Source organism: Nonomuraea sp. C10, assembly GCF_008017515.1.
In the GTDB taxonomy this organism is placed as follows: Bacteria; Actinomycetota; Actinomycetes; order Streptosporangiales; family Streptosporangiaceae; genus Nonomuraea; species Nonomuraea ferruginea.
The window spans coordinates 974,813-996,805 of record NZ_VPFF01000003.1 but is presented as its reverse complement, the minus strand read 5'-3'; the positions used below and the strand labels follow the sequence as shown (position 1 = coordinate 996,805).

20 protein-coding genes are annotated in these 21,993 nt (G+C 72.5%); 3 read left to right on the top strand and 17 right to left on the bottom strand.

Translation table 11 applies throughout. The features are described from left to right. Window positions 1-44 precede the first annotated feature (44 nt). A complete protein-coding gene (locus FR742_RS36180; protein ID WP_148035784.1) occupies window positions 45-716 on the top strand; it encodes a hypothetical protein in 672 nt (223 codons plus the stop codon). On the opposite strand, the gene FR742_RS36175 is transcribed toward FR742_RS36180, so the two are convergent. Together FR742_RS36175 and FR742_RS36170 are read right to left on the bottom strand one after the other, a co-directional pair. Further along, window positions 683-1,840, bottom strand: a complete 1,158-nt coding sequence (locus tag FR742_RS36175) for a sensor histidine kinase (RefSeq protein WP_148035783.1) — start codon at window positions 1,838-1,840, stop codon at window positions 683-685. The two genes, FR742_RS36180 and FR742_RS36175, sit on opposite strands and share 34 nt — an antisense overlap. Further along, window positions 1,837-2,493: a response regulator transcription factor gene (locus FR742_RS36170; RefSeq protein WP_148035782.1), complete on the bottom strand. Its 657-nt coding sequence runs from the start codon at window positions 2,491-2,493 to the stop codon at window positions 1,837-1,839. The genes FR742_RS36175 and FR742_RS36170 overlap by 4 nt, the downstream gene beginning before the upstream one ends. A 150-nt stretch (window positions 2,494-2,643) precedes the next feature. Here FR742_RS36170 and FR742_RS36165 point away from each other — a divergent pair, with 150 nt between their 5' ends. Continuing rightward, a complete protein-coding gene (locus FR742_RS36165; RefSeq protein WP_261808972.1) occupies window positions 2,644-5,844 on the top strand; it encodes a BTAD domain-containing putative transcriptional regulator in 3,201 nt (1,066 codons plus the stop codon). Here the strand turns inward: FR742_RS36165 and FR742_RS36160 are convergent. The 9 genes from FR742_RS36160 to FR742_RS36120 all read right to left on the bottom strand — a co-directional run bounded on the left by FR742_RS36160 (window position 5,826) and on the right by FR742_RS36120 (window position 14,155). Continuing rightward, a complete protein-coding gene (locus FR742_RS36160) occupies window positions 5,826-6,662 on the bottom strand; it encodes an ABC transporter permease (protein ID WP_148035780.1) in 837 nt (278 codons plus the stop codon). The genes FR742_RS36165 and FR742_RS36160 overlap by 19 nt on opposite strands. Next, window positions 6,659-7,654 carry an ATP-binding cassette domain-containing protein gene (locus tag FR742_RS36155; protein WP_148035779.1) on the bottom strand — a complete coding sequence of 332 codons (996 nt, stop codon included), beginning with the start codon at window positions 7,652-7,654 and terminating at the stop codon, window positions 6,659-6,661. The genes FR742_RS36160 and FR742_RS36155 overlap by 4 nt, the downstream gene beginning before the upstream one ends. A 61-nt stretch (window positions 7,655-7,715) precedes the next feature. Further along, complete coding sequence (locus tag FR742_RS36150; RefSeq protein ID WP_148035778.1) at window positions 7,716-8,468, bottom strand: SDR family NAD(P)-dependent oxidoreductase; 753 nt, start codon at window positions 8,466-8,468, stop codon at window positions 7,716-7,718. Continuing rightward, on the bottom strand, window positions 8,465-9,259 hold the full coding sequence (locus tag FR742_RS36145) for an enoyl-CoA hydratase/isomerase family protein (protein ID WP_148035777.1): 795 nt from the start codon (window positions 9,257-9,259) through the stop codon (window positions 8,465-8,467). The genes FR742_RS36150 and FR742_RS36145 overlap by 4 nt, the downstream gene beginning before the upstream one ends. After that, complete coding sequence (locus tag FR742_RS36140) at window positions 9,256-10,884, bottom strand: CocE/NonD family hydrolase (protein WP_187281540.1); 1,629 nt, start codon at window positions 10,882-10,884, stop codon at window positions 9,256-9,258. Before FR742_RS36140 ends, FR742_RS36145 begins: the two co-directional genes overlap by 4 nt. Next, on the bottom strand, window positions 10,884-11,666 hold the full coding sequence (locus FR742_RS36135) for an SDR family NAD(P)-dependent oxidoreductase (RefSeq protein WP_187281539.1): 783 nt from the start codon (window positions 11,664-11,666) through the stop codon (window positions 10,884-10,886). Before FR742_RS36135 ends, FR742_RS36140 begins: the two co-directional genes overlap by 1 nt. Window positions 11,667-11,676: 10 nt before the next feature. Next, window positions 11,677-12,480 (bottom strand): enoyl-CoA hydratase-related protein, encoded by an 804-nt coding sequence (locus FR742_RS36130; protein WP_148035774.1) that lies wholly within the window; start codon window positions 12,478-12,480, stop codon window positions 11,677-11,679. Next, a complete protein-coding gene (locus FR742_RS36125; RefSeq protein ID WP_187281538.1) occupies window positions 12,477-13,205 on the bottom strand; it encodes an SDR family NAD(P)-dependent oxidoreductase in 729 nt (242 codons plus the stop codon). The genes FR742_RS36130 and FR742_RS36125 overlap by 4 nt, the downstream gene beginning before the upstream one ends. Beyond that, complete coding sequence (locus FR742_RS36120; RefSeq protein ID WP_148035772.1) at window positions 13,202-14,155, bottom strand: amidohydrolase family protein; 954 nt, start codon at window positions 14,153-14,155, stop codon at window positions 13,202-13,204. The genes FR742_RS36125 and FR742_RS36120 overlap by 4 nt, the downstream gene beginning before the upstream one ends. An 85-nt stretch (window positions 14,156-14,240) precedes the next feature. On the opposite strand from FR742_RS36120, the gene FR742_RS36115 reads away from it, so the two are divergent. Next, a complete protein-coding gene (locus FR742_RS36115) occupies window positions 14,241-14,894 on the top strand; it encodes a TetR/AcrR family transcriptional regulator (protein ID WP_148035771.1) in 654 nt (217 codons plus the stop codon). Window positions 14,895-14,939: 45 nt separating this feature from the next. Here FR742_RS36115 and FR742_RS36110 read toward each other — a convergent pair whose 3' ends face one another. The 6 genes from FR742_RS36110 to FR742_RS36085 all read right to left on the bottom strand — a co-directional run bounded on the left by FR742_RS36110 (window position 14,940) and on the right by FR742_RS36085 (window position 21,915). Continuing rightward, on the bottom strand, window positions 14,940-16,565 hold the full coding sequence (locus FR742_RS36110; protein ID WP_148035770.1) for an AMP-binding protein: 1,626 nt from the start codon (window positions 16,563-16,565) through the stop codon (window positions 14,940-14,942). Window position 16,566: 1 nt separating this feature from the next. Continuing rightward, window positions 16,567-17,319 (bottom strand): ABC transporter ATP-binding protein, encoded by a 753-nt coding sequence (locus tag FR742_RS36105; protein ID WP_148035769.1) that lies wholly within the window; start codon window positions 17,317-17,319, stop codon window positions 16,567-16,569. Then, the gene (locus tag FR742_RS36100; RefSeq protein WP_148035768.1) at window positions 17,316-19,127 is read right to left on the bottom strand and encodes an ABC transporter permease subunit; all 1,812 of its coding nucleotides are present in this window, start codon (window positions 19,125-19,127) and stop codon (window positions 17,316-17,318) included. The genes FR742_RS36105 and FR742_RS36100 overlap by 4 nt, the downstream gene beginning before the upstream one ends. Next, window positions 19,120-19,995, bottom strand: a complete 876-nt coding sequence (locus FR742_RS36095; protein WP_148035767.1) for a branched-chain amino acid ABC transporter permease — start codon at window positions 19,993-19,995, stop codon at window positions 19,120-19,122. Before FR742_RS36095 ends, FR742_RS36100 begins: the two co-directional genes overlap by 8 nt. A gap of 7 nt (window positions 19,996-20,002) precedes the next feature. Further along, on the bottom strand, window positions 20,003-21,241 hold the full coding sequence (locus FR742_RS36090) for an ABC transporter substrate-binding protein (RefSeq protein WP_148035766.1): 1,239 nt from the start codon (window positions 21,239-21,241) through the stop codon (window positions 20,003-20,005). A gap of 104 nt (window positions 21,242-21,345) precedes the next feature. After that, on the bottom strand, window positions 21,346-21,915 hold the full coding sequence (locus FR742_RS36085; RefSeq protein ID WP_148035765.1) for a TetR/AcrR family transcriptional regulator: 570 nt from the start codon (window positions 21,913-21,915) through the stop codon (window positions 21,346-21,348). Window positions 21,916-21,993 lie beyond the last annotated feature (78 nt).

The window sequence follows — 21,993 nt, the reverse complement described above, 5'->3', positions numbered from 1 at the left end:
GCGTTCCTAGCCTTCGTGGCATCACCGGCCACTTAGGGGACACCATGTCGTTGTCAGATCCGATCCGATTCCGGAGGCTCGCCGCCGGCGCGTGCCTCATCGCCGCGCCCGTCCTGTATGTCGCGGGGGTGGTCCTCGATCCCGCTCTGCGCCAGGGCGGCGGCGACACGGCCGGCGTCTACGGGCGTCAGCTGGAGGAGGTGTCGATCAGCGCGGCGGTCCTGCACTGGAGCTGGGTGCTGCTGATCCCGGGCATCATCGGCATGATCGACCTGGTACGCCACCGCGCGGTGCTCCTCGGTCACGTCACGGGCGGAATCGCCCTGCTCGGCGTGGTGAACTTCTCCGCGCTGATGCTGGGCGACTACTTCTACGCCCGCCTGGAGCGCTCGCTGCCGCCCGCCGAAGGGGCCGCGCTCGCCGACCAGGCGTTCGCCGATCCGGGACTCGTGTTCGGGTTCCAGATCCCGGGGTTCGCCGGGATCCTCGGGCTGTTCGCGCTGGGGCTCGTCCTGGCGTACTGCCGGAAGGCGCCCTGGTGGGCGCCGTTCGCGATGGTGCTGGGCATCTTCGGGGCGCCGGTCTTCCCGGTCGGCACGGTCGTGGGCGGACTGCTGTACCTGGCCGGGGCCGGGGTCATCGGCCTGCGCATCGTACGGATGAGCGACGCGGAGTGGGCGGCTCAGCCCGAGGGGAACCTGGCGCGTACCCGGTAACCGCCACCCCGCACAGGACCGGCGGACAGGTCGCCACCGTGCATCGCGACCCGCTCGCGCATCCCGATCAGGCCCTGTCCGCTCCCGCCTCCTGGCCCGTCGCCCGTGCCGTCGTCGGTGACCTCCACGGTCACGGCGTCGGCGGAGTAGGCGACGGTGACGACGATCCGGGTCGCCCGCGCGTGCTTCAACGCGTTGGTCAGCGCCTCCTGGATCACCCGGTACGCCGACAGCTCCAGCCCCGGGGGCACCGGCCTGGCCTCGCCCTCGACCCGCACCTCCACGGCCGGACCGGCCTCCTCGATCTGGGCGACGAGGGCGTCCAGCCGGTCCAGCCCGGGGGCGTGCGGTTCGGCGGCCGTGCCGCCGGGGCTGCGCAGCATGCCGAGCATCAGCCTGAGCTCCTCGATCGCCTCGCGGCCCGCCCGCTCGACGCCGGTCAGCAGTGTGCGTTCCCGCTCGCGGTCCGGGTCGTCGCGGAGCATCATCCGTACACCGCCCGTGTGCAGGGTCATCAGGCTGACGTTGTGGGAGACGATGTCGTGCAGCTCCCTGGCGATCCTCACCCGTTCACCCGCGACCGCCTGCCGGGCACGCTCCTCGCGCTCGACCTCCAACCGGGTGGTCTGCCTGGTGAGGCGTAACGTCTGATCGATCTGGCGGCGCAACAGGATGCCGCTGGCGTACGCGACGCCGACGAAAATGGCGCTGATCAGCACTTCGGCCACGTCGTTATGCTGAAATGTCTGTAAATAGCCGTACGCGAGCAGGACGCAGGCCAGCCCGGCCAGCCCTCGCCGGGTACGCAGCTCCGCCGCGCTGGCGACGGTGTGCACCAGGATGAGCGTGGAGTAGAAGTGCCACGCGGCGTAGTAGCCCGCCTCCGTGACCTCCCGCACCCCGATGCCGACCCCCACCAGCGCGAGCAGCATGCTCATCGGGAACCTCTGCCGGAACAGCAGCAGCGCCCCGGCGGCGGCCGCGCCGACCGCCAGCGGCACCGGACGGCTGATCTGACCCGGCTCGAACCCCTGCCGTCCGAACGACTCGACCTGCCCGGCGACCACCACGGCCAGCGCGAGCAGCATGTCCATCCGGCTCGGCCGCCAGTTGCCGCGCATCATTCCTGACCAGGGCGGACGAAGCCGGACTCGTAGGCCAGCACTACCGCCTGGAGACGGTCCCGCACGTCCAGCTTGCGCAGGATCTGGGCGACATGGCTCCTCACCGTGGCCTCGCCGACCCCGGACTCCAGGGCGATCTCCCGGTTGGACAGACCCCGCGTCAGCAGCCGCAGCACGTCCACCTCGCGCGCGGTGAGCGCGGCCAGCTCAGGAGGAGGCGAGAGCGGGGGCTGAGCGGCGAAGGACGCGATGACCCGGAGGGTGACCGCGGGATCGATCAGTCCGTCGCCCGCCGCCACGACCCGGATCGCCTCCAGGAGATGCTCGGGAGGCGAGCTCTTCAGCAGGAAGCCGCTGACCCCGATGCGCAGCGCCGCGTGCAGGTTCTCGTCGCTGCCGAAGGTCGTCAGCATCAGGATCCTCGGCGGGGCGGGGTCCCCGAGCAGCGTCGTGGCGGCGGCCAGGCCGTCCATGCCCGGCATGGCGATGTCGAGCAGCAGCACGTCCGGCCGTCGCTCCCTCGTCACGGCGACGGCCTCCACGCCGTCGGCCGCCTCCCCGACCACTTCCATCCCTGGGGCGTTCTCCGCCACGAGCCGCAGCCCTGCCCTGATCATGGCGTGGTCGTCCGCGACGACCAGTCTGATCGTCATGTCTCACCCGGCATGTCCAGATCGTATTGAGGCCGCGGCCTCCCCGATAGGCGGGGCCGTGCGGAGGGGCGGCGTGGACCTCTGGTCGAGATCGCAAGCGCGCTGAGGCCGGAGGCGGCGGTCCGCTCGTAAGCTGGAAGGGTGCCTCCGGTGTTGACCTTGCTCGACGGCGTCCGCTGGCAGGGGACGCGGGTGGCCGGTGAGCGCGCCCAGACCCTGCTGGCGGTGCTCGCGCTGCACGGGCGGGCGGGGGCTGGGGACGAGCGGCTGGTCGAGGAGTTATGGCCGGACGGGCCGCCCGCGAACCCCACGAAGGCTCTGCAGGTGGTCGTGTCGAGGACGCGGGCCGCGACCTCGGCCGACGCGGTGGTGCGGACCGCGCGCGGCTACCGGCTCGGGGTGCCGGACGAGCAGGTGGACGCGTTGCTGCTCGGCACGCTGGTGGAGCGGGCGCGGAAGGCGCTGACAGAGGGGGACGTGGCCGAGGCTCGGCGCGGCGCCGAGGAGGCGATGAGCGTAGCGAGCGGGCTGGGGGCGACAAGCGGGCTGGCGACGGCGGGCGGGCTGGGGGCGACAAGCGGGCTGGGGACCGCGGCGGGACCGCTCGGTGAGGTGCGGGCGGTGGCGGCGGGGCGGCTGGCGGAGGCGCGTCGCGTGTCGGCCGTCGCGCGCTCCCGCGCCGGCGACCACGAGGGCGCGCTGCCCCTGCTGGAGGAGGCCGCGGCCGACCGGCCGCGCGATGAGGAACTGCTCGCCTGCCTGCTGCGCGGCGAGGCCGCGGTCAGGGGCACGGCGGCGGCGCTGGAGCGCTACGAACGCCACCGGGCCGACCTGGCCGAACGGCTCGGCGCGGATCCGGGGCCGGCCCTCGCGCGCGTGCACGCCGAACTGCTCGCCGCGGACCGGCCCGTACGGGAGGGTGTGCTGTTCGACGGGTCGTCGCTGCTCGGCCGCGACGGCGACATCAGCGCGGTGCACGCCCTGCTGCAGACCCACCGGGTCGTCTCCGTCGTCGGGCCGGGCGGGTTGGGCAAGACGCGGCTGGCCCACGTCGTCGGCAGGAACGCCACCCAGCCCGTCGTCCACTTCGTCGGGCTCGTCGGCGTCTCGTCGCCCGAGGGAGTGGTGGGCGAGGTGGGTTCGGCGCTGGGGGTGCGCGACTCGGTGAGCGGGCGCGGGATGCCGGCGTTCGAGCGGCCGTCGGATGTACGGGCCCGCATCGCGCAGCATCTCGGCCGGGCGCCGGCGCTGCTGATCCTGGACAACTGCGAGCACGTGATCGACGCCGTGGCCGAGCTGACGGCCTTCCTGGCGGCGGCCACGCGGGATCTGCGGGTGCTCACCACGTCGAGGGCCCCGCTGTCGATCCCGGCGGAGCACGTCTACCCGCTCGGCGCGCTGGAGCCCGGCGACGCGGTGGAGCTCTTCCGCCAGCGGGCGACGGCGGCCCGGCCGGGCGTGCGGCTCGACGAGGGTCTGGTGCGCGAGGTCGTGACCCGGCTCGACGGGCTGCCGCTGGCGATCGAGCTGGCCGCCGCGAAGGTGCGCGTGATGGCGGTGGAGGAGATCGCGCGGCGCCTGGCGGACCGGTTCGCGCTGCTGCGCGGGGGCGATCGCAGCGCGCCGGGCCGGCACCAGACTCTGCTCGCGGTCATCGACTGGTCGTGGAATCTGCTGGACGAGCCCGAACGGCGGGCTCTGCGGCGGCTGTCCCTGTTCAGCGACGGTTTCACCGCGGCCGCGGCCGAGGCCATGGGCGCCTTGGACGCGGTGCAGGCGTTGGCCGAGCAGTCGCTGCTGAGCGTCGACGAGGCGGCCCACGGCGTCCGCTACCGGATGCTGGAGACCGTCAGGGAGTTCGGACGGGTGCGGCTGGAGGAAGCCGGTGAGGAGGTGTCCGCGCGAGCGGCGCTGCTGGCCTGGGCTACGGGCTACGCGCACGAGCACGCCGCCGTGCTGTTCGGCCCGGACCAGTTCGCGGCGGTTGACGCGCTGCGGGCCGAGGAGACCAACCTGGCCGATCTGCTCCGCCGGGCGCTCGCCGAGCCCGACCCGGCCACGGCGGTCCCGCTGCTGGCCGGGGTCGGCGCGCTGTGGTCGATCCGCGGTGACCACGCCAGGATCATCGCGCTCAGGACCGCGATCATCCAGGCCGTCACGGGCTGGTTCCCGCCGCCGGAGCTCGTCGAGCTGACCCGGGCCGCCCTGGTGGTCGCGATCGCCAACTCGATGATCCTCCTGGACGAACGGAGCGAGCCGCTGCACGATCTGCTCAGCAGGCTTCCCGTCGGCGACGCCACGGACCCGCGCCTCGCGGCGATGACGAAGGTGACGCTCATCGGCGCCCCCTCGAACAGCGCCGGCCTGCGCGATCGGCTGCGGGAGCTGTGCCGCAGCGCCGACCGTGACGAGGCGCTGGTGGCGACGCAGATGAGCGCCCACGTCCTGGAGAACGCAGGGGACATCGCGGAGGCGGTCACGGCGACCGAGCGGGGGCTGGCGCTGCTCCCGCAGGACGAGGGGCCGTGGCTCCGGGCGATCCTGCACACCACGCTGGCACACCTGACCTTGCGGTGCGGCGACCGGCGGCGCGCCGTGGGCCACGCGCGAGCGGCCCTGCCGGTGCTCAGCCGGATCGGCGCCACAGACGACGAGACGCAGCTGCGCTCGCTGCTGCTGATCATCGCGCTCGGCGAGGGCGATCACCGGACCGCGGAGGCCGAGCTCGCGCAGATCAACCGGCTCAACGACGGCGGGGCCGTACTCGGCGGGCTGGCAGTGGCCGCGCTGTGCGCCGCCGAGCTCGCCCTCGCCCGCGGCGAGACGGCCGCCGCCCTCTCGGACTACCGGCTGGCGGTCGAGCGGGCGCGCGATCTGCGGCTGCCCGGGATGCCGCGCTCGGGCTTCGAACCATGGGTGGTCACGGCGGAGGCGCTCGCCCTCGCGGCGCACGCCTACCACGGGGAGCCCGCGGATCTCCCGTACGGCGAGGAGCTGTTCCGCTTCTGCGTCGCTGGGCGCGCCCGCGACGTGCTGAGCGCCGACGGCCGGCTTCTCGACTACCCGGTCAGCGGCTCGCTGCTCTTCGCGCTCGGCGCCTGGGGGCTGCTGCGGGCGGCCCTGGCCCCCGGTGACGCGGTCGCCCTGCTGGTGCTGGCCGAGCGGTTCGCCTACAACGGCATGATGGCCGGCATGGCCTTCGACCGGATAGAGCCGTACGCGGAGCAGGTCGCGCCCGGCGCGCTCGCCCGCGTCCGCGCCGGTTACGGCGACCGGCGCGGCGCGGACCTGCTCGACGAGGCGCGGGCGCTCGTCGGACGGCTCGCCGCGGGTCAGATGTGCCGCTTGTAGCTCCGTACGGACAGCGGCGCGAAGACCGCGACCACGACCAGGCAGGCCAGCAGCGTCCACGCCACCGCCCCGCTCACCTGTGCGTGGTTGGCGAGGTCGCGAGCGGCCGTGACCAGGTGTGAGACCGGGTTGATCCGGACGAACGAGGCGAGCCAGCCGGGCAGGGTCTCGACGGGGACGAACGCGTTCGACAGGAACGTCAGCGGAAAGAGGATCATCATCGAGATGCCGTGCACGCCTCCGGCGCTGCGGGCGATCGTGCCGACCCACGTGAACACCCACGCCAGCGACCACCCCGTGAGGATCGCCAGCAGGATCGCGCCGAGCACCCCGGCCACGCCGCCGCCGGGGCGGTATCCCATCAGAAGGCCCATGGCGAAGGTCAGGGTCGCCGCGATCGCGTACCGGAGCAGATCGGCCACCATCGGGCCGGCGAGCGGCGCGATCCGGGCGATCGGCAGCGACTTGAACCGGTCGAAGACGCCCTTCTCCATGTCCTCGCGCAGTTGGACGCCGGTCACCATGCAGGTCGTCAGCACGGTCTGGGCGAGGATGCCGGGGATCATCAGCGGCAGGTAGCTCTGCACGTCCCCGGCGATCGCGCCGCCGAAGATGTACGCGAACATCGCGGTGAACAGGACGGGCTGCAACGCCACGTCGAAGAACTGCTCGGGGTTGCGGCGCATCTTCTTGGCGGCCCGCCACGCCATCGCGAGGGTCTGGCCGAGCGTCTCGCCCACGGAGACGTGCCGCCGGGTGGCCGCCACCCGTTCGGCCGCTCGTACCGCCTGCCTGACGGGTGCGGTGGTCGTGCTCATCGGGTCTCCTCCGTCTCGGTCTCGTGACCGGTCAGCGCCAGGAACACCTCGTCCAGGCTGGGCTTGGCGACGCTCACCGAGGAGATCGAGATCCTCGCGGTACGGAGCGCGATCAGCACGTCGGCGGCCATGTCGGCCTGGTCGAGCGCGACGTTGAGCCGGCCCTTCTCGGGGCTGAGCACCGGTTCGGAGCCGAGGCCGCGCCGGACGGCCTCGACGGCGGCCGGCACCTCGCCGGGTTCGGCGAGCATCAGCTGGAGGGTGGAGGCGCCGACCATGGTCTTCAGCTCGTCGGGCGTGCCCTCGGCCACCTTGCGGCCGTGGTCGATGACGGCGATCCGGTCCGCCAGCTGGTCGGCCTCGTCCAGGTACTGCGTGGTCAGCAGCACCGTGCACCCGTCGGTGATCAGGCCGCGGATGGTGTCCCACATCTGGCCACGGGTGCGCGGGTCGAGGCCGGTGGTCGGCTCGTCCAGGAAGATCAGCGGTGGTCTCGTGATCAGGCTGGCGGCCAGGTCGAGGCGGCGCCGCATGCCGCCGGAGAAGTGCGCGATCGGCTTGTCCGCGGCCTCTTCCAGACTGAACCGGCCGAGCAGGTCGGCGGCGATCCGCCTGGCACTCGGCGCGGGGATCCGCTGCAGCCGGGCGAAGAGCCGGAGGTTCTCGCGGGCGGTCAGCTGCTCGTCGACCGACGCGTACTGCCCGGTCACGCCGATCAGCTGCCGGATCACGTGCGGCCGGCCGGCCACGTCCACGCCGAAGATCTCCGCCCGGCCGGCGTCGATCGCCAGCAGGGTGGCCAGCATCCTCAGCATGGTGGTCTTGCCGGCGCCGTTCGGCCCGAGGACGCCGAAGATCTCACCGGGCCGTATCTCCAGGTCGATCCCGTCGACGGCGCGGTGATCGCCGAACGCCTTGACCAGCCCTTCCGCGAGTACGGCCGGTTCTGTTCCGCTTGAGGGAGCGGTACGGCCGAGTTCTGTGATGCTCATGGCGCCACTCTCGGCGCCCCTGGTTTCACGGCCCCCTCACGCCGGTTTCACCTGTCGAAGGTCAGCGGAGGGAGTTTCCTCCGTCGGTGACGACGGAGCGTCCGGTGATCCAGCCCGCTCCCTCGCCGCACAGGAACGCGACGACCTCGGCCAGGTCTTCGGGGGTGCCGGCGCGACCCAGCGGCGTGGCGCGCGCGACGGTGGCCAGGAGCCGTTCCGGGTCGGGGCTGATGTCGCGGAGCGCGTCCGTCGCCACCACGCCGCCGCTGACCAGGTTGACCGTGATGCCGTCGCGGCCGAGTTCGACGGCCAGGTAGCGGACGACGCTCTCCGCCGCGGCCATGGCGGCTGCGATGGCCGCGTAGCCGGGGACGTGCCTGTCCGTCCCGGTGCTCACGGTCGTCACGACGCGGCCGCCGCCGTCGAGGTGCGGGCGGGCCGCCGCCACCAGGGCGAGGAGGGAGCCGACCCGGGTCGCGAACTGCCGCTCATAGGTGTGCCAGGGTGTTTCGAGCGCCTTTCCCAGGGACGGCGAGCCGGAGCCGAAGCCTGTCGCGTTCGAGACGACCGCGCGGACGGGGCCGAGCTGTTCACCCGCCGCGCGGACGAACTCCGCACACTGGTCCCGGTCCGCGACATCCAGCGCGAAGGCGGCGGCCCGTCCGCCGTTGCGGCTGATCGTGTCGACGACTTCGGCGGCGGACTCGGCGTTCCGGTGGTAGCCGACCGCGACGGCGTAACCGTCTCGGGCGAGCGCGAACGCGGTGGCCCGGCCGATGCCCCGGCCGGCTCCGGTGATGACGGCGGTTCTCACGAGCGGCCTCCGAAGGTGATGGGGTCACCGTCCGCCGCATCGGCGTAGCGGCGCCGCGCCTCTTCCTGGAGCGTCACGGATTCCGGACTGGCCAGCCTCTCCGCGAAGAGGGCGGCCTCCAGCCGGAGACCTTCGGTGATCGGCAGCCTGGAGCCCTCGACCAGGGCGCGTTTCGCGGCGGCGAGCGCGGCGGCGGGACGCGACGCCAGGTGGCGGGCCAATTTCAGTGTCTCCGCCTGGAAGTCAGGGGTGGGGAGCACGCGTTCGACGATTCCGCACGTCCTGGCCTGGTCGGCGGTGAGGACGTCGCCGGACAGGACGAGGTCGGCGGCCCGCCCGGGGCCGATCAGCCTGGCCAGGCGCTGGGTGCCGCCCGCCCCCGGGATGATGCCGAGCGCGATCTCCAGCAGGCTGAAGTGGGCGGAGGCCGAGGCCCAGCGCAGCGTGCACGCCAGGGAAAGTTCGAGGCCGCCGCCCCAGGCCTGGCCGTCGATCGCGGCGATCACCGGCTGGGGCATCCGCTCGATGCGCCGCATCGCGGTGTACCAGATCTTGGCCCGCGGCACCGGCCCGCGGGACAGCCCGGCGAGTTCGTCCAGGTCGGCGTGCGCGATGAAGTATCCGGGGACGCCGCTGGTCAGCACGACGACGCCGATGCCGGGTGTCGTCTCCACCCGCGCGAGTTCCGCGTCCAGTTCTTCCAGCGCGGCGAAGGTGAGGAAGTTACGCGGCGGGTTGCGGTAGGTGAGGACGGCGACGCCGTCACGGTCCTCACGGCTCCATGTCGTCATGATTCCCCCTCGTCACCCAGGATGAGGACCGATGTGCCGTAGTGGACGCTCTGGGTGGACGGCTTCCCGTCGCCCTGGTTGCGGTCGTAGTGCGGAAAGTTGCTGCTGGACAGCATCAGGCCGATGCGGTGGCCCGCTCCGAACCGCTGGGCCGTGTGTCCGAGGTCGACGTCCACCTGGATCGGTTCTCCTCGCGGTACGGGCGTGCCCGGCCCGTCGCGGTGGCTGAGGCGGACCACTCCCTCGCAGACCGGCAGCAGGCGGCCGTCCGGCAGGTGGTTCACCAGCCGGGCCATCACGTCGGCGTCCGCCGCGTCGGTGGCGAAGGTGAGCCGGAGCCGCACCTGACCGACGACGTCGACGTCCTCGGCGAGCACGTCCCCGAGATAGAGGAGGACGTCGGATCTCGTGGCCGTCCGGCTGAGGTCCAGCGGCCCGGGGGTGAGGCGGCCCAGGTGCAGGACACGCCCGCCGCGGCTCGGCACCGGGTCGGCCGGGTCGTGCACGTAGTCGTCGGGTGCGGCCGGGCTCGGCACGGAGGTCAGCCGGCCCGGCGTCTCGCCCGGGACGGCGGGGCCGGTCAGGTACAGGGTGTGCCCGGCGGCGTCCGCGGGCGGCCACTGCTCCGCGCTGCGCCACACGTCGGCGCCCATCAGGAAGTACAGGACGGGGTCGGACTCGCCGGGCCCGTCCACGCAGCGGCGGAAGAACTCCAGGTGCCGGGCGGGCAGCCGGGCGGCCGCCGCCGAGGCGGCGACGCCGAAGTTCACCTCGCCCTGCAGATGGGTCAGGGCGCCGGTGTGCGCCCAGGGGCCGACGATCAGCTCGTGCCGCAGATCCGGCCGCAGCCGGCGCATCTCCAGGTGGCCGCGAACGGTCGCGGCGGCGTAGACGTCGTACCAGCCCGTCACCGACAGGCTCGGCACCTCCACCGCCGCGAGGTCCCAGTCGGGCAGAGCCCGGATCCGCCCGTCCAGCAGGTCACCGATGCTGATCGGGAACCCGGGCAGATCGATCATGTCCGCCAGTGGCAGCCGCCGCATCGCCTGTTCGGGATCGTGGATCAGCGACGCGACCTGCGCGGCCAGCGCGGGGTCCGCGTCCGCGCCCTGCCGGCCCAGCCAGTCGGCGGCCATGTAGGCGAGCCACCCGACGAGGTGGTCCAGCCGCAGCGCGCCGCCGGTGTCGCGGAGGTCGGCCGTCGCGCCGGTCGTCATGGCCGGGGCGATCCCCCGCAGGTGCGGCGGGCGCGAGGCCGCCCCGAGCCAGGCGACGATCCCGAGGTAGGACGTTCCCGCCAGGAACACCTCGCCGTTGCACCAGGGCTGCGCCGCCACCCACTCCACGGTGTCGTAGGTGTCCTCGGCCTCCTGCTCCCACATGACGGCCTGCCACTCGCCGTCGGAGTCGAAGCGGCCCCTGGTGTCCTGCAGCAGCGCGGCGAACCCGCCGGCGAGGCAGTGCTGGGGCTGCAGCGTGTCGGAGCTGATCTGACGCCGTCCGTACGGCGTCCTGAACACCACCGCCGGAGCCGGGGACGCGGGCCGCCACAGGTCGCCGCGCAGCAGCACGCCGTCCCTCATGGGGGTCTCGACGCCGCCTTCGATACGTCCCAGTTCCGTCATCACACCGCCTTGAGGGTGAGCATCGTACGGGCCATCTCGTTCCATCCGGCGGTGGCCCCGCCGTCCACGGTCAGGGTGCAGCCGGTGAGGAAGGAGCTGCCGGGCAGCGCGGCGAACACCACGGCGCGTGCCTGTTCCTCGGGGCTGGCCAGCCGGCCGGCGGAGGTGGTGGCGGTCAGGGAGTCGCGGAGCGGGCCCGGCGGCCACAGTTCGTCCACCATCGCGGTGTGCGTCGGCCCGGTGACCAGGGCGACCGCGCGGATCCCCTGCGCGCCGTAGTCGACGGCGACCGACTGGGCGAGGCCTATGAGGGCGTGCTTGGCCATGTTGTAGACGGGGGAGCGGGGAGTCGCCGCCACCCCGCACATCGACGAGGTGAACACGAACACCCCGCCGTGCGCGCGCATGTGCCTGACCGCGGAGCGCACCAGGTAGAAGTTGGCGTCGCAGCAGACGCCCATCACCTTGCGGTAGTCGGCGTCGGTGATGCTGTGCGGGCGGCCGGGGACGTTGACGCCGGCGTTGCCGTGGACGACGTCGAGCCGGCCGTGCCGGGCGGCGACCTCGTCGACGACTCTGGCGACCTGTGCCGGGTCGGAGACGTCCGCCTGGACGATCCCCTCTCCCGGAGCCAGGTCCACGCCGACGACCTCGGCGCCCACTGCTCGGAACAGCCTCATCGAGGCGGCGCCGATGCCGCTCGCCGCGCCTGTCACCAGGACGACCCGGCCGTCGAGGCGGCCGAAGATGTCACCGTCCGCCTTGTCGTCTGTCACGGTCATGCTTTCCTCCTCAACGGCCGGTGAACTCGGGGCTGCGCTTCTCCAGGAAGGCGCGCGCCCCTTCGACCGCGTCATGGACTTCCCTGTTGTTGCGGATGTGGAAGCCGTTCTGGATGCGCAGCGCCTGCTCCAGCGGCTGTCCGTAGACCCGCTCGCGCAGTTGCTTGTAGAGCCCGATCGCCCGGGTGGGGCCGGCCGCGAGCCGACGCGCCTCGGCGAGGACCGCGTCCTTGAGCTCCCCGGACGGGACGACGCGGGTGTAGATGCCCAGGCGCTCGGCGTCGGCGGCGTCGAGCAGCCCGCCGGACAGGTAGATCTCGGTCGCCTTCGCGGTTCCGACGATGCGGGGCAGCATGACGGCGGTGCCGGTCTGCGCCACGTTCACCAGGCAGCTTCCGATCCGCGCCGTGTCCGAGGCGATCCGCAGGTCGGCCGCACAGGCCAGCTCGGTGCCCGCACCGGCCGCGGGGCCGTTGACCGCCGCGATGACCGGCTGCGGCGCCGTGACGATCGCCTCGACGATCCGCAGGTACACCGGATCGGCGGTGTCGCCGAGCACCGGAGAGTTCCTGCGGTCCCCGGCGAGGTGCTCGTCCACCGCGCCGAGGTCGTCCCCGCCGCAGAAGGCGCTGCCCGCCCCGGTCAGCACCACGACCCTGGCCTGCGGGTCGGTCTCGGCGCTTTCCAGCGCGCGCAGCAGCTCCTCGCCCAGTGTGCGATCGAGCGCGTTGCGTTGGGCCGGACGGTTCATGGTCAACCACAGCACCCCCTGGGCCGGTCGGGACACCAGCAAGGTCTCCGTATCGTGCGTCACGCTCTGACCATCCCTCCGTCGACGAACAATGCCTGGCCGGTGACGTAACCGGCCCCCGCTCCGAGCAGCCACGTGATCACGGCGGCGACCTCCTCCGGATGCCCGCACCGGCCGAGAGGCAGCTTCGCCGCGACCTTCTCCGCCAGCCCGCGGAGCCCGCTCACGTCGAGCATCGGCGTGTCGATGAAGCCGGGACACACGGCGTTCGCCCGGACGCCGAGCGGTCCCAGCTCTACGGCGAGCGAGCGGGTCAGGCTCAGCAGCCCGCCCTTGCTCGCGTCGTAGGCGGCCTGCCCGGCGAACCCGGTCACCGCGATCGAGCAGACGTTGACGATGGCGGCGCCCGGCCGTCCCGCGAGGACGGGCGCCGCCGCGCGGGCCAGCCGGAACGGCGCCGACAGGTTGATCTCCAGCACACGCGTCCAGTCGGCGGTGCCGTGCTCGGCCAGTGCCGCGCGGTGCTCCACGCCCGCGTTGTTGACGAGCCCGTCAAGCCCTCCGAGCCGGTCGGTCGCCCGGTCGACGACGCGCCGGGGCGCGCCGCTCTCCGTCAGGTCGAGCGGCATCGTGTGCAGCCGGTCGCCGAACCGTCGCTCCAGGCGGCGGCATCCGGACTCGTCCACATCGGTCGCCAGCACCCGCGCGCCCTGGCCGAGCAGGTCGGCGACGAGTGACGTGCCGATGCCTCCGGCGGCCCCGGTGACCAGGATCCGGCGGCCGTTCACGACGCCGATCCCAGCAGTCGTCGGGCGTTGTCGTGCAGCCAGGCCCGGACGACGTCGTCAGGCAGTCCGAGCCGGGTGACCTCGTCGGCGAGTGCGGCGGGCGGGCGCGCCTGTGTCCAGCTGGTCGATCCGAAGAGGACGCGGGTGCGGACGGACGTGGTGCCCAGGGCGAGCAGCGCCTCCCATCCCGACCCGGGGACTCCCATCCTGGCCGGACGGTGCGAGGAGAACTCCAGGTAGACGTTGGCGTGTCGCTGTGCCACCGCCAGCATCTCCGTGACCCAGGGCCATCCCCCGTGACCGGCGACCAGGACGAGGCCGGGGTGCGCGCCGGCGATCCGGTCCAGCACACGCGGTGCGGAGACGTCGATCGGCACGTCCGAGCGGAAGTGCTGTCCGCAATGCAGCCACACCGGGACACCGCGGTCGGCGGCGAGGCGCCAGAACCCGGCGTGCTCGGGTCCGGACGGGTCGACGCCGTCGAGGAACGGGATGACCGACAGGCCGGTCGCGCCGAGGTCGTCGAGCGCACGACGGGCCTCGGTGATCGCGGCCCGCGGGTCGGCGAAGCTGACACCGGCCCAGGCGCTGAGGAGGTCCGGGTGCCGAGCGGCGTAGGCGGCGACCCGGTCGTTGACGGTGCCGTCCCCGATGGGCCACGGTCCGCCGTGCAGGACCTGGTGGGCGACTCCGGTTTCGGCCAGCGTGGCGACGTGGTGGTCGATGTCGAACCCGCGTCCGAGTACGGCGGCCAGCTGGTCCGCCGTGCCGGTCGCGTCGCGGGCCGCTTCCGCCGCGACGGCGCCGGGGTCACGCCCGGTGAGGGTGGCGAGCCGACCGGCGAACAGGATGAGATAGCGGGGCGCGGCGGTGGCCAGCGCACGCAGATAGGCCGTCCAGCACTCGGTGTCGTAGACGACCTCACAGACGTCGATCACCGGTTCACGCATCAGACCTCCATTTTGTACAAACGTTTGTTTACCATATGCAGCGCTGACAGGTCAATGAACGTTTATGTGGTGGTAGCGTCGAAGCGTGGCTACGACACGCTCCCGGACGACCGCCGGCGCACCACAGACCACGGCCTCGATGAGCCGGCGGATCCTCGACGAGGCGGCGCGCCTGTTCTACGAGGACGGGTTCCCCGCTACCAGCGTCCGCAAGATCACCGCCGCGTGCGGTGTCACCGCGGGCTCGCTCTACAACCACTACGAGTCCAAGGAGGAAGTGCTCTACGCGATCCTCAAGCGGGCGTACGAGGACTCGGAGGGCATGCTGGAGGAAGGGCTGCTGCGCGGCGGCGACAGGGCCGACCGGCAGCTGGCCGAGCTGGTGCGCGAGCTCACGCTCTTCCACACCGAACGGCGCGTCGAGGGCCTGGTCGCCCGGACCGAATGGCGTCACCTCCCGGCGGAGCAGGCCAAGGAGATCCTCGACGCCCAGCGGCGCATCCGCCGGATCTTCGAACGCACCCTCGAACGAGGCTTGGCCGCCGGCCTGTTCCGCCTCAGCGACCCGCGAGCGTCGCGCCCTGCCCAGGTGGACGTGGTCGCCAAGGCCATCCTCGACATGTGCATCAACGCCGGGCAGTGGTTCCGCCCGGAGGGCGCGGTGTCGGCCCGTGACCTCGCCGACCAGTACTCCTTCCTGGCCCTGCAACTCGTCGGTGCCGGCCCTCCGGACGCCTGACGGCCCGCCTGCCCGCCGGCTTCGGGGCCGGCGGGCAGGCGGGGCTCAGCTCCCGCCGATGCGGTCCCGCCGGACGACCACGCCCAGCCGCTCGCGATCGGCCGTGTCCGCCGTGACACCCTCCGAGCGCAGCCGATGCTTCTCGACCTTGTTCGTCGGGGTGTGCGGGAGCGCGCCGACCACGCGGACGTAACGGGGCACCATGAAGTGCGCCATGCGCGGGATCAGGAAACGGAACAGCTCGGCCGGGTCGATCGTCGCGCCCTCCACGGGGGCGACCACGGCGAGCACGTCATCCTCGCCGTAGGGGCTCGGCACGGCGACCACCGCGGCCTCCCGGACCGACGGATGCGCCAGCAGCTCGATCTCCACCTCGGCCGAGGAGATGTTCTCGCCCCGGCGCCGGATCGTGTCGCCCATCCGGTCCACGAAGAAGAACTCGCCGTCCACCGTGCGGAAGGCGTCCCCGGTGTGGAACCAGCCGTTGCGCCAGGCCCGTGCCGTCGCCTCGGGCATCCCGAGGTAACCGGAGTTCATCGCCCATGGCTGGTCGGTGCGCAGCACCAGCTCCCCGACCTCCCCGTCGGGCACCACCCGGTCGTGCTCGTCCACGACCCGCGCCTCGACACCGGGCCGCAGCCGCCCCGACGTCCCCGGAACGCCCGGGTTGGGACCCGAGACGATCGGGATCGAGACCTCCGTCATGTTGAACATGGCCACCACGTCGACGCCGAAGCGTTCGGCGAACGCCGCGCTGTCCTCGATCAGCGGAATGATGAAGACGCGCCGCAGCGGGTGAGCACGGTCCTGGGGGGACGGCGGGCGCTTGGCCAGGAACGTCGCCATCACGCCGAGCAGCGTCACATGCGTGGTGCCCGTAGCGCGGACGGCCGGCCAGAACGCCTCGGTGTCGAACGCGCTGACCAGACTGATCCCGCCGCCGAGCAGCAGCGCGGCGTACGTGCCGATGGTGCCGCCCGCGTGGAACAGCGGAAGGTTGACCATGTAGCGGTCGGCCGCCCCGAAGCCGTCGAACGCGGCCCGCGCGCACGCCGCGAGCTGGACGTACGAGCACAGGACGCCTTTCGACGGCCCGGTCGTCCCCGACGTGAGGATCACCGCGTACGGGTCCCACGGCAAGGACGGCGAGTCCGGGCGGAATCCCGGGGCCGGCGTGGCCAGCGTCTCCGGCCCCAGCACTTCCGGCGCGGCGGCCCGGCGAGGTGACCGGGCGTCGTCCGCTCCGAGCACCACCACCCGTTCCAGCGCACCGGTGCCGATCTCGTCCAGCCGCCCGGCCAGCTCGGCGTGCACGATCGCCACCCGCGCTCCGGACAGCCGGATCGCGTGTTCGAGCAGCCCACCGCGATAGGCGGTGTTGAGCGGGACGAGGGTGCAGCCGAGCAGGTTCACACCGAACCAGACGCGCAGGGCGTCGGGTCCGTTGGGCAGCCAGGAGACCACCATGTCACCCGGCCGCACACCCAGTCGGTGCAGCCCGGCCGCGACCTGCTCGGCCTCGGCCAGGGTTTCGGCGTACGTCCATCGCGTCCCGTCCTCGAAGACCGCGTACACCCGGTCCGGATGCTCCGCGGCGCGGCGGACGAGCAGCTCCCCGACCACGCAGTCCTCGGCCGCGGGCACCGCCGGGCCCCACCATCCACCGCTCATGTCACTCCTTGCTCCGCTGGTCACCGGACACGGCCGCGCCCAGGTAGGCGACCCGCAGCGCGGGGTCCTCCGCCAGCTCGGCGGCGGACCCCGCCGCCTCCACCCGGCCGTGCCGCATCACCAATCCCCGGTCCGCCAGCGCCAGCGCCTGGCCGACGCGCTGCTCCACCAGGATCACCGTCATGTTCTGCGCCCGTAGCCGGTCCACCACCGCGAACACCCGCTGGATGATCACGGGAGCCAGGCCGATGGACGGCTCGTCCAGCAGCAGCACCCGGGGTTCGCGCATCAGCGCCTGGCCGATGGCGAGCATCTGCTGCTCCCCGCCGCTGAGCACCTCTGCGTAGGCGTCCATCCGTTCGCCCAGCACCGGGAACAGGTCGACGACCCGTTCCGTCCGCTCCCGCTCGACCCCGCGCCGGTTGGGGACGTTCCAGAGCCCGAGCCGCAGATGCTCGGCCACCGTGAGCCCGGTGAACAGGCGCCTGCCCTCGGGGATGTGGACCAGGCCGTGCGCCACGACGCGCTCAGGGCTCCACCCGGTGATGTCGGTCCCCGAGAGCCGCACCGACCCCGACGTGGGGCGCAGCAGCCCCGAGATGGTGCTGAGCAGAGTGGTCTTCCCGGCGCCGTTGCCGCCGACCACCGCGAAGATCTCGCCCGTACGCACCGTGAAGTCCACGGAGCGGACCACCGGCACCGCGCCGTAGCCCGAGCTCAGCCCGGACACGGTGATCAGTTCCTCTGCTGTCATGCGGGTGCTCCCAAGTACACCTCGACGACCCGTGCGTCGCCGAGTGCCTCCTGCGGCGGTCCCGACGTCACCAGCCGGCCCCGGTCCAGGACGGTCACCACGTCGGCGACGCTCGCGACGAGTTCGATGTGATGCTCCACCAGCACCACGGTGGTGCCGGTGTCACGGATCGCCCGGATGAGGCGGCCCAGCGACTCCAGCTCCCGCGGCGTGAGCCCGGCCGCCGGCTCGTCCATCAGCAGCAGGCGCGGACGCGCCATCAGTGCCCGAGCCACCTCCAGCAGCCGCTGCTCACCGTGCGGCAATGAGGCCGCCTCCTCGGACGCCCGTCCGGCCAGTCCATGACCGGCCAGGAGCCGGTCGGCCTCCGCCGCCAGTTCGGCCTGCTCGCGGCGGGCCCACGGCAGCCGCAGGACGATCGCCGGCCCGCCTGACCGCTCCCGCGTGTAGGCGCCGAGCAGGACGTTGTCCCGCAGGCTCGACGTGCCCAGCAGCCGAGGCGTCTGGAAGACGCGCGCCACGCCACGCCGGGCGAGCCGCTCGGCGTGGGCCCGGCTGACGTCCTCGGCGTCGAGGATGACCTGGCCCTCGTCCTGCCGCAGCAGGCGGCTGATCACGTTGAGCAGCGTCGTCTTGCCCGATCCGTTGGGCCCGACGATCGCGTGAACCGTGCCCGGTTCGATGGTCAGGTCGATCCCCCGCAGGGCGTGCACCCCGCCGAACGACTTGCGGACGCCGATCAGCTCGACGCCGAGCGGCTCACCCCGCGGCGGCCCCGCCTCGATCGGGACGCCCGGGTCGGCGGTGTCGGCGGTGTCGGTGTGGGCGGTGTCGGCGGGCACGCCGGAGGACCGTCGGCGCGCCCGGAGCTTCTCCCACGCGCCGGCGACGCCCTGCGGCGCGTACACCATCAGCACGAGCAGCGCCGCGCCGTAGATGAGTCCGCGCCATTCCGCGAGGCCGGTCAGCAGCTCGGGGAGGGCGAAGAACAGCAGGGTGCCGATGACCGGGCCCGCCAGCCGCGCCGCGCCGCCGATGATGACCACCAGCAGGAAGAGGATGGAGAAGTCGAGGGTGAAGTCGTCCGGGGTCACCAGCCCGTGGTGGACGGCCAGCAGCGCTCCGCCCAGCCCGGCGGTGGCGCCGCCGCAGGCGAAGGCGAACAGCTTCATCCGCGCGGGCGCGACGCCGACGCTCTGCGCCATCTCGGGCGCGTCGCGTACGGCCATCATGCCGCGGCCCAGGCGGGAGCCGACGATGGTGCGGACCATGACGAAGAGCATGACGTTGACGGCCAGAACCAGCCAGAGGATGTCCCGTTCCCCGAGCTCCCACGGCCCGAGAGCCGGTCGCGGTATGCCCATCAGCCCCGACCAGCCGCCGGTCAGCCCTTCGAACTCGACCAGGAGGCTGCGGGCCGCCATCGCCGCGCCGAGCGTGACCAGGGCGATGTACCAGGACGACAGCCGGAACGCGGGCAGGGCCATCAGCGTTCCCGCTCCCACGGCGACCGCCACCGCCACCGGGGCCGCCGCCCAGAACGTCCAGGCGTGGTCGGCCATGAGGATGCCCGTGGTGTAGGCGCCGACGGCGACCAGCGCGCCCTGCCCCAGCGAGACCTGGCCGGTGTAGCCGAACATGAGGTTCAGTCCCGTACCGACCAGCACGTAGATCCCGGCCGTGGTGGCCAGATAGGTGATCGTCGGGTCGCCGCTCACCAGCGGCAGCGCGGCCGCGGCCGCCACGAGGACGAGCCAGGGGGCCGCGCGCCGCACGGCGCGGGACCGTGCCCCGCGAACTTCAGACATGACGTTGCACCGCCAGACCACGCAGGCCGTTGGGCCGGATCAGCAGGATGAGCAGCATGGCCGCGAACAGGACGACGGACTGCGACCCGGGGGAGGCGAAGACGGCGCCGGTGGCCTCGATGACGCCGAGCATCCAGCCCGCGACCAGCACGCCGCGGTTGTCGCCGATCCCGCCGACCGCCAGGGCGGCGAAGCCTTTGATCAACAGGCCCAGCCCCATCGTCACCGAGGCCAGCAGCAGCGGCGCCGCGAGGACCCCGGTGAGCCCCGCGAGCGCGCCGCCGAGCAGGAAGGAACGGCGGGTGAGCGCCGTCGGGTCGATGCCGCGCAGCCGGGCGCCGTCACGGTCGGCGGCCACCGCCCGCAACGCGGTGCCGAGCCGGGACCGATCCAGGACGCCGAGCAGGGCCACCACGGCGACGGCGACGACCACCACCGCGACCTGGTAGCTGGAGAACCGGACGCCCAGCACCTCCTGGACCCGCATGGACAGTGGCCACGGTGGCGCGACGGCGCTCGGCTGGTCCGTCCACAACCGCCCGGCGGCCTCCGCGAGCAGCAGCGAGAACGCGAGCGTGGTGATCACCCAGCCGACCGCGTGGGATGACCTGCGCAGCACCGGAGTCACGGCGACCCGCTCCTCGGCCAGCGCGACGACCGCCACGATCACCATCACGCAGGCGGCGGCGACTCCCCAGGGGAGCCCGCCGATCGGCGTGGCCGCCATCAGCATCGCGCCGATCATGATGAGTTCGCCCTGGGCGAAGTTCACCACGTTCGTAGGCCGGTGCAGGACGTTGAAGCCCACCGCGACCAGTCCGTAGAGGCTGCCGAAGACCAGGCCGGCGACCAGGATGTCGGCGATCATCGGCCGGTCACATCCCGTCCGCGCGCCGCCGGAGGACCCCACCCAGGCTCTGCGGCTCCTTCGCCGACATGAGGGTGCCCACCGTGATGTCCTCGTCGGCGATGCCGGAGTGCCGTTTCGCGGTGAACGACACCTTCGCCCGAACGCCCTGGTAGCCGTCGACCTGGTCGAGCGCGGCCTTGAGCTTCGCCGGTTCGAGGCTCTTGGTCTCCTCGATCACCTTGGCCATCAGCATCATGTAGTCGTAGTACGGGCTGGTCACCGCCGAGTAGCCGAGACCCGCGGTGTCCGGATGCTTGTCGATCCGCTCGACCAGCGCGCGCACCTCGGCGGACGGCTCCTCCTCGCCGGTGTAGGTGAGCCCTCGGTACGTCGTGCCGAAGAACCCGTCGAGCAGCGCGCGGGGGAACTCCCCGAGAGCTTCGATGTAGTTGAGGTCGTGCGAGACGATCACCGGGTGGAAGTCGCTGGCCGCCATCGCCCGCAGGATCAGGATGGTCGCCTGCGGCTGGCCGGTGAACAGGCCGAGGCCGTCCACGCCGGCCCGTTCGAGGTTGCGGACGAACGGCGTCATGTCGGAGGCGTCCACCTCGAACACCTCGACCGCGACCGGCCTCGCGGAGTAGGAGTCGCGCAGGGTCGCGATGACGGCGTCCCGGATCGACGTGCCGAACTCGGAGTTCTCGACGATGATGCCGATCTTGCGGAGCCCGCGGACCTCGTGCAGGAAACGCGCCGCCACCCTGGCCTGCTGGGTGGTGTTGTAGACGAGCTGGTAGTGGTAGGGGAAGCGGTCGCCGTCCCCGAGCAGTTCCGCGCCGCCCCAGGCTGACTGGATCAGCTTCGCCCGGGCGAGGGCCGTCACCGACGCCAGGACCTGGGAGCTCCCGGTCGGCCCGACCACGAACGTCGGCTCCTCCCGGATGAGTCGTTGCGCCACGGCCGGCTGTGAGGCCGGGCTTCCCTTGTCGTCCTCCTCCATGACCTGAACGGCCTGCCCGAGCAGCCCGCCGTTCGCCTTGAGATCCTCCAGGGCCAGCCTCGCGCCGACGTAGATCGGCTTGTACGCGGCGGCGAGCCGGCCGGTCTTCGGCTCCACCCACCCGATGCGGGCAGTGGTCTTGCCGGCTCCCGCCGAGCTTCCGCACGCCGCCGTCCCCAGGCCCAGCATGCCGAGCGCGGTGATGGACGCGGTGCCCGCCAGAAATCCTCGCCGAGACATCCCGTCCGTCCGGTATGTGGTCACGGCCGCCTCCTCGTTCAGTGTATGAACGTTTGTATATTTGACCGGAGTGTGAGTCAAGGGTTCTGGGAGGTTCTAGCGGGGAATGGGTGGCCGGTCGCGCGGGCTCATCCCGCCGTACGAGCGAGGCGATGAAGGCCGGCGCGTATCCGCTTCTCGCCCAGCTCCGGCAGGAGAGCGGACACGTGCTCGGCCGACAAGGCGGCCAGCACCGCATGGGCGGTGTAGTCGGGGTCGGGCGTGCCGTCGAGCAGGATCGCCACATGGCGGTGCCAGAACCGGTAGGCCCCGATCCGGTAGCGGGCACCCGGCGCCGCGGTCTCCGACATGCGGATCAGGTCCAGGTGCTCCAGCAGGTAGTCGAAGTACGCGTCCACGAACGCGGCGAGTCGCTCGCCGGCTGCCGCGCCGGGGCCGAGCGGCGGCGGTCCATGCAGGATCGCCTCCTGCAGCACACGCTCGCGGGCGTCCAGCAGGGCCGCGGCCAGTCCGGACTTGTCACCGAACCGGCGGAACAAGGTGCCCTTGCCGACCCCCGCGGCCGCGGCCACCTGATCCATGGACACCGCCTCCACGCCGTGTTCGGCGAACAGCCGGGCCGCGGCCTCCAGCACGGCGGCCCGGTTGCGTGCCGCGTCCGCCCGTTCCTTCGGTGGTGGCTTGAGAAGCAGTTCCAACGGGATTGCGGAAACGGACTGCGGTCCGCTATTGTCACGAGACATAAGCGGACTATAGTCCTATTCTTCTGGAGGTGG

What these genes read in the sequence shown, in the direction of transcription:
- FR742_RS36105 (WP_148035769.1), bottom strand. Translation starts at nt 17,319, where the DNA reads ATGACAGCAGAGGAACTGATCACCGTGTCCGGGCTGAGCTCGGGCTAC.
- FR742_RS36170 (WP_148035782.1), bottom strand. Translation starts at nt 2,493, where the DNA reads ATGACGATCAGACTGGTCGTCGCGGACGACCACGCCATGATCAGGGCA.
- FR742_RS36135 (WP_187281539.1), bottom strand. Translation starts at nt 11,666, where the DNA reads ATGACCGTGACAGACGACAAGGCGGACGGTGACATCTTCGGCCGCCTC.
- FR742_RS36160 (WP_148035780.1), bottom strand. Translation starts at nt 6,662, where the DNA reads ATGAGCACGACCACCGCACCCGTCAGGCAGGCGGTACGAGCGGCCGAA.
- FR742_RS36155 (WP_148035779.1), bottom strand. Translation starts at nt 7,654, where the DNA reads ATGAGCATCACAGAACTCGGCCGTACCGCTCCCTCAAGCGGAACAGAA.
- FR742_RS36110 (WP_148035770.1), bottom strand. Translation starts at nt 16,565, where the DNA reads ATGAGCGGTGGATGGTGGGGCCCGGCGGTGCCCGCGGCCGAGGACTGC.
- FR742_RS36175 (WP_148035783.1), bottom strand. Translation starts at nt 1,840, where the DNA reads ATGATGCGCGGCAACTGGCGGCCGAGCCGGATGGACATGCTGCTCGCG.
- FR742_RS36095 (WP_148035767.1), bottom strand. Translation starts at nt 19,995, where the DNA reads ATGATCGCCGACATCCTGGTCGCCGGCCTGGTCTTCGGCAGCCTCTAC.
- FR742_RS36100 (WP_148035768.1), bottom strand. Translation starts at nt 19,127, where the DNA reads ATGTCTGAAGTTCGCGGGGCACGGTCCCGCGCCGTGCGGCGCGCGGCC.
- FR742_RS36180 (WP_148035784.1), top strand. Translation starts at nt 45, where the DNA reads ATGTCGTTGTCAGATCCGATCCGATTCCGGAGGCTCGCCGCCGGCGCG.
- FR742_RS36120 (WP_148035772.1), bottom strand. Translation starts at nt 14,155, where the DNA reads ATGCGTGAACCGGTGATCGACGTCTGTGAGGTCGTCTACGACACCGAG.
- FR742_RS36140 (WP_187281540.1), bottom strand. Translation starts at nt 10,884, where the DNA reads ATGACGGAACTGGGACGTATCGAAGGCGGCGTCGAGACCCCCATGAGG.
- FR742_RS36145 (WP_148035777.1), bottom strand. Translation starts at nt 9,259, where the DNA reads ATGACGACATGGAGCCGTGAGGACCGTGACGGCGTCGCCGTCCTCACC.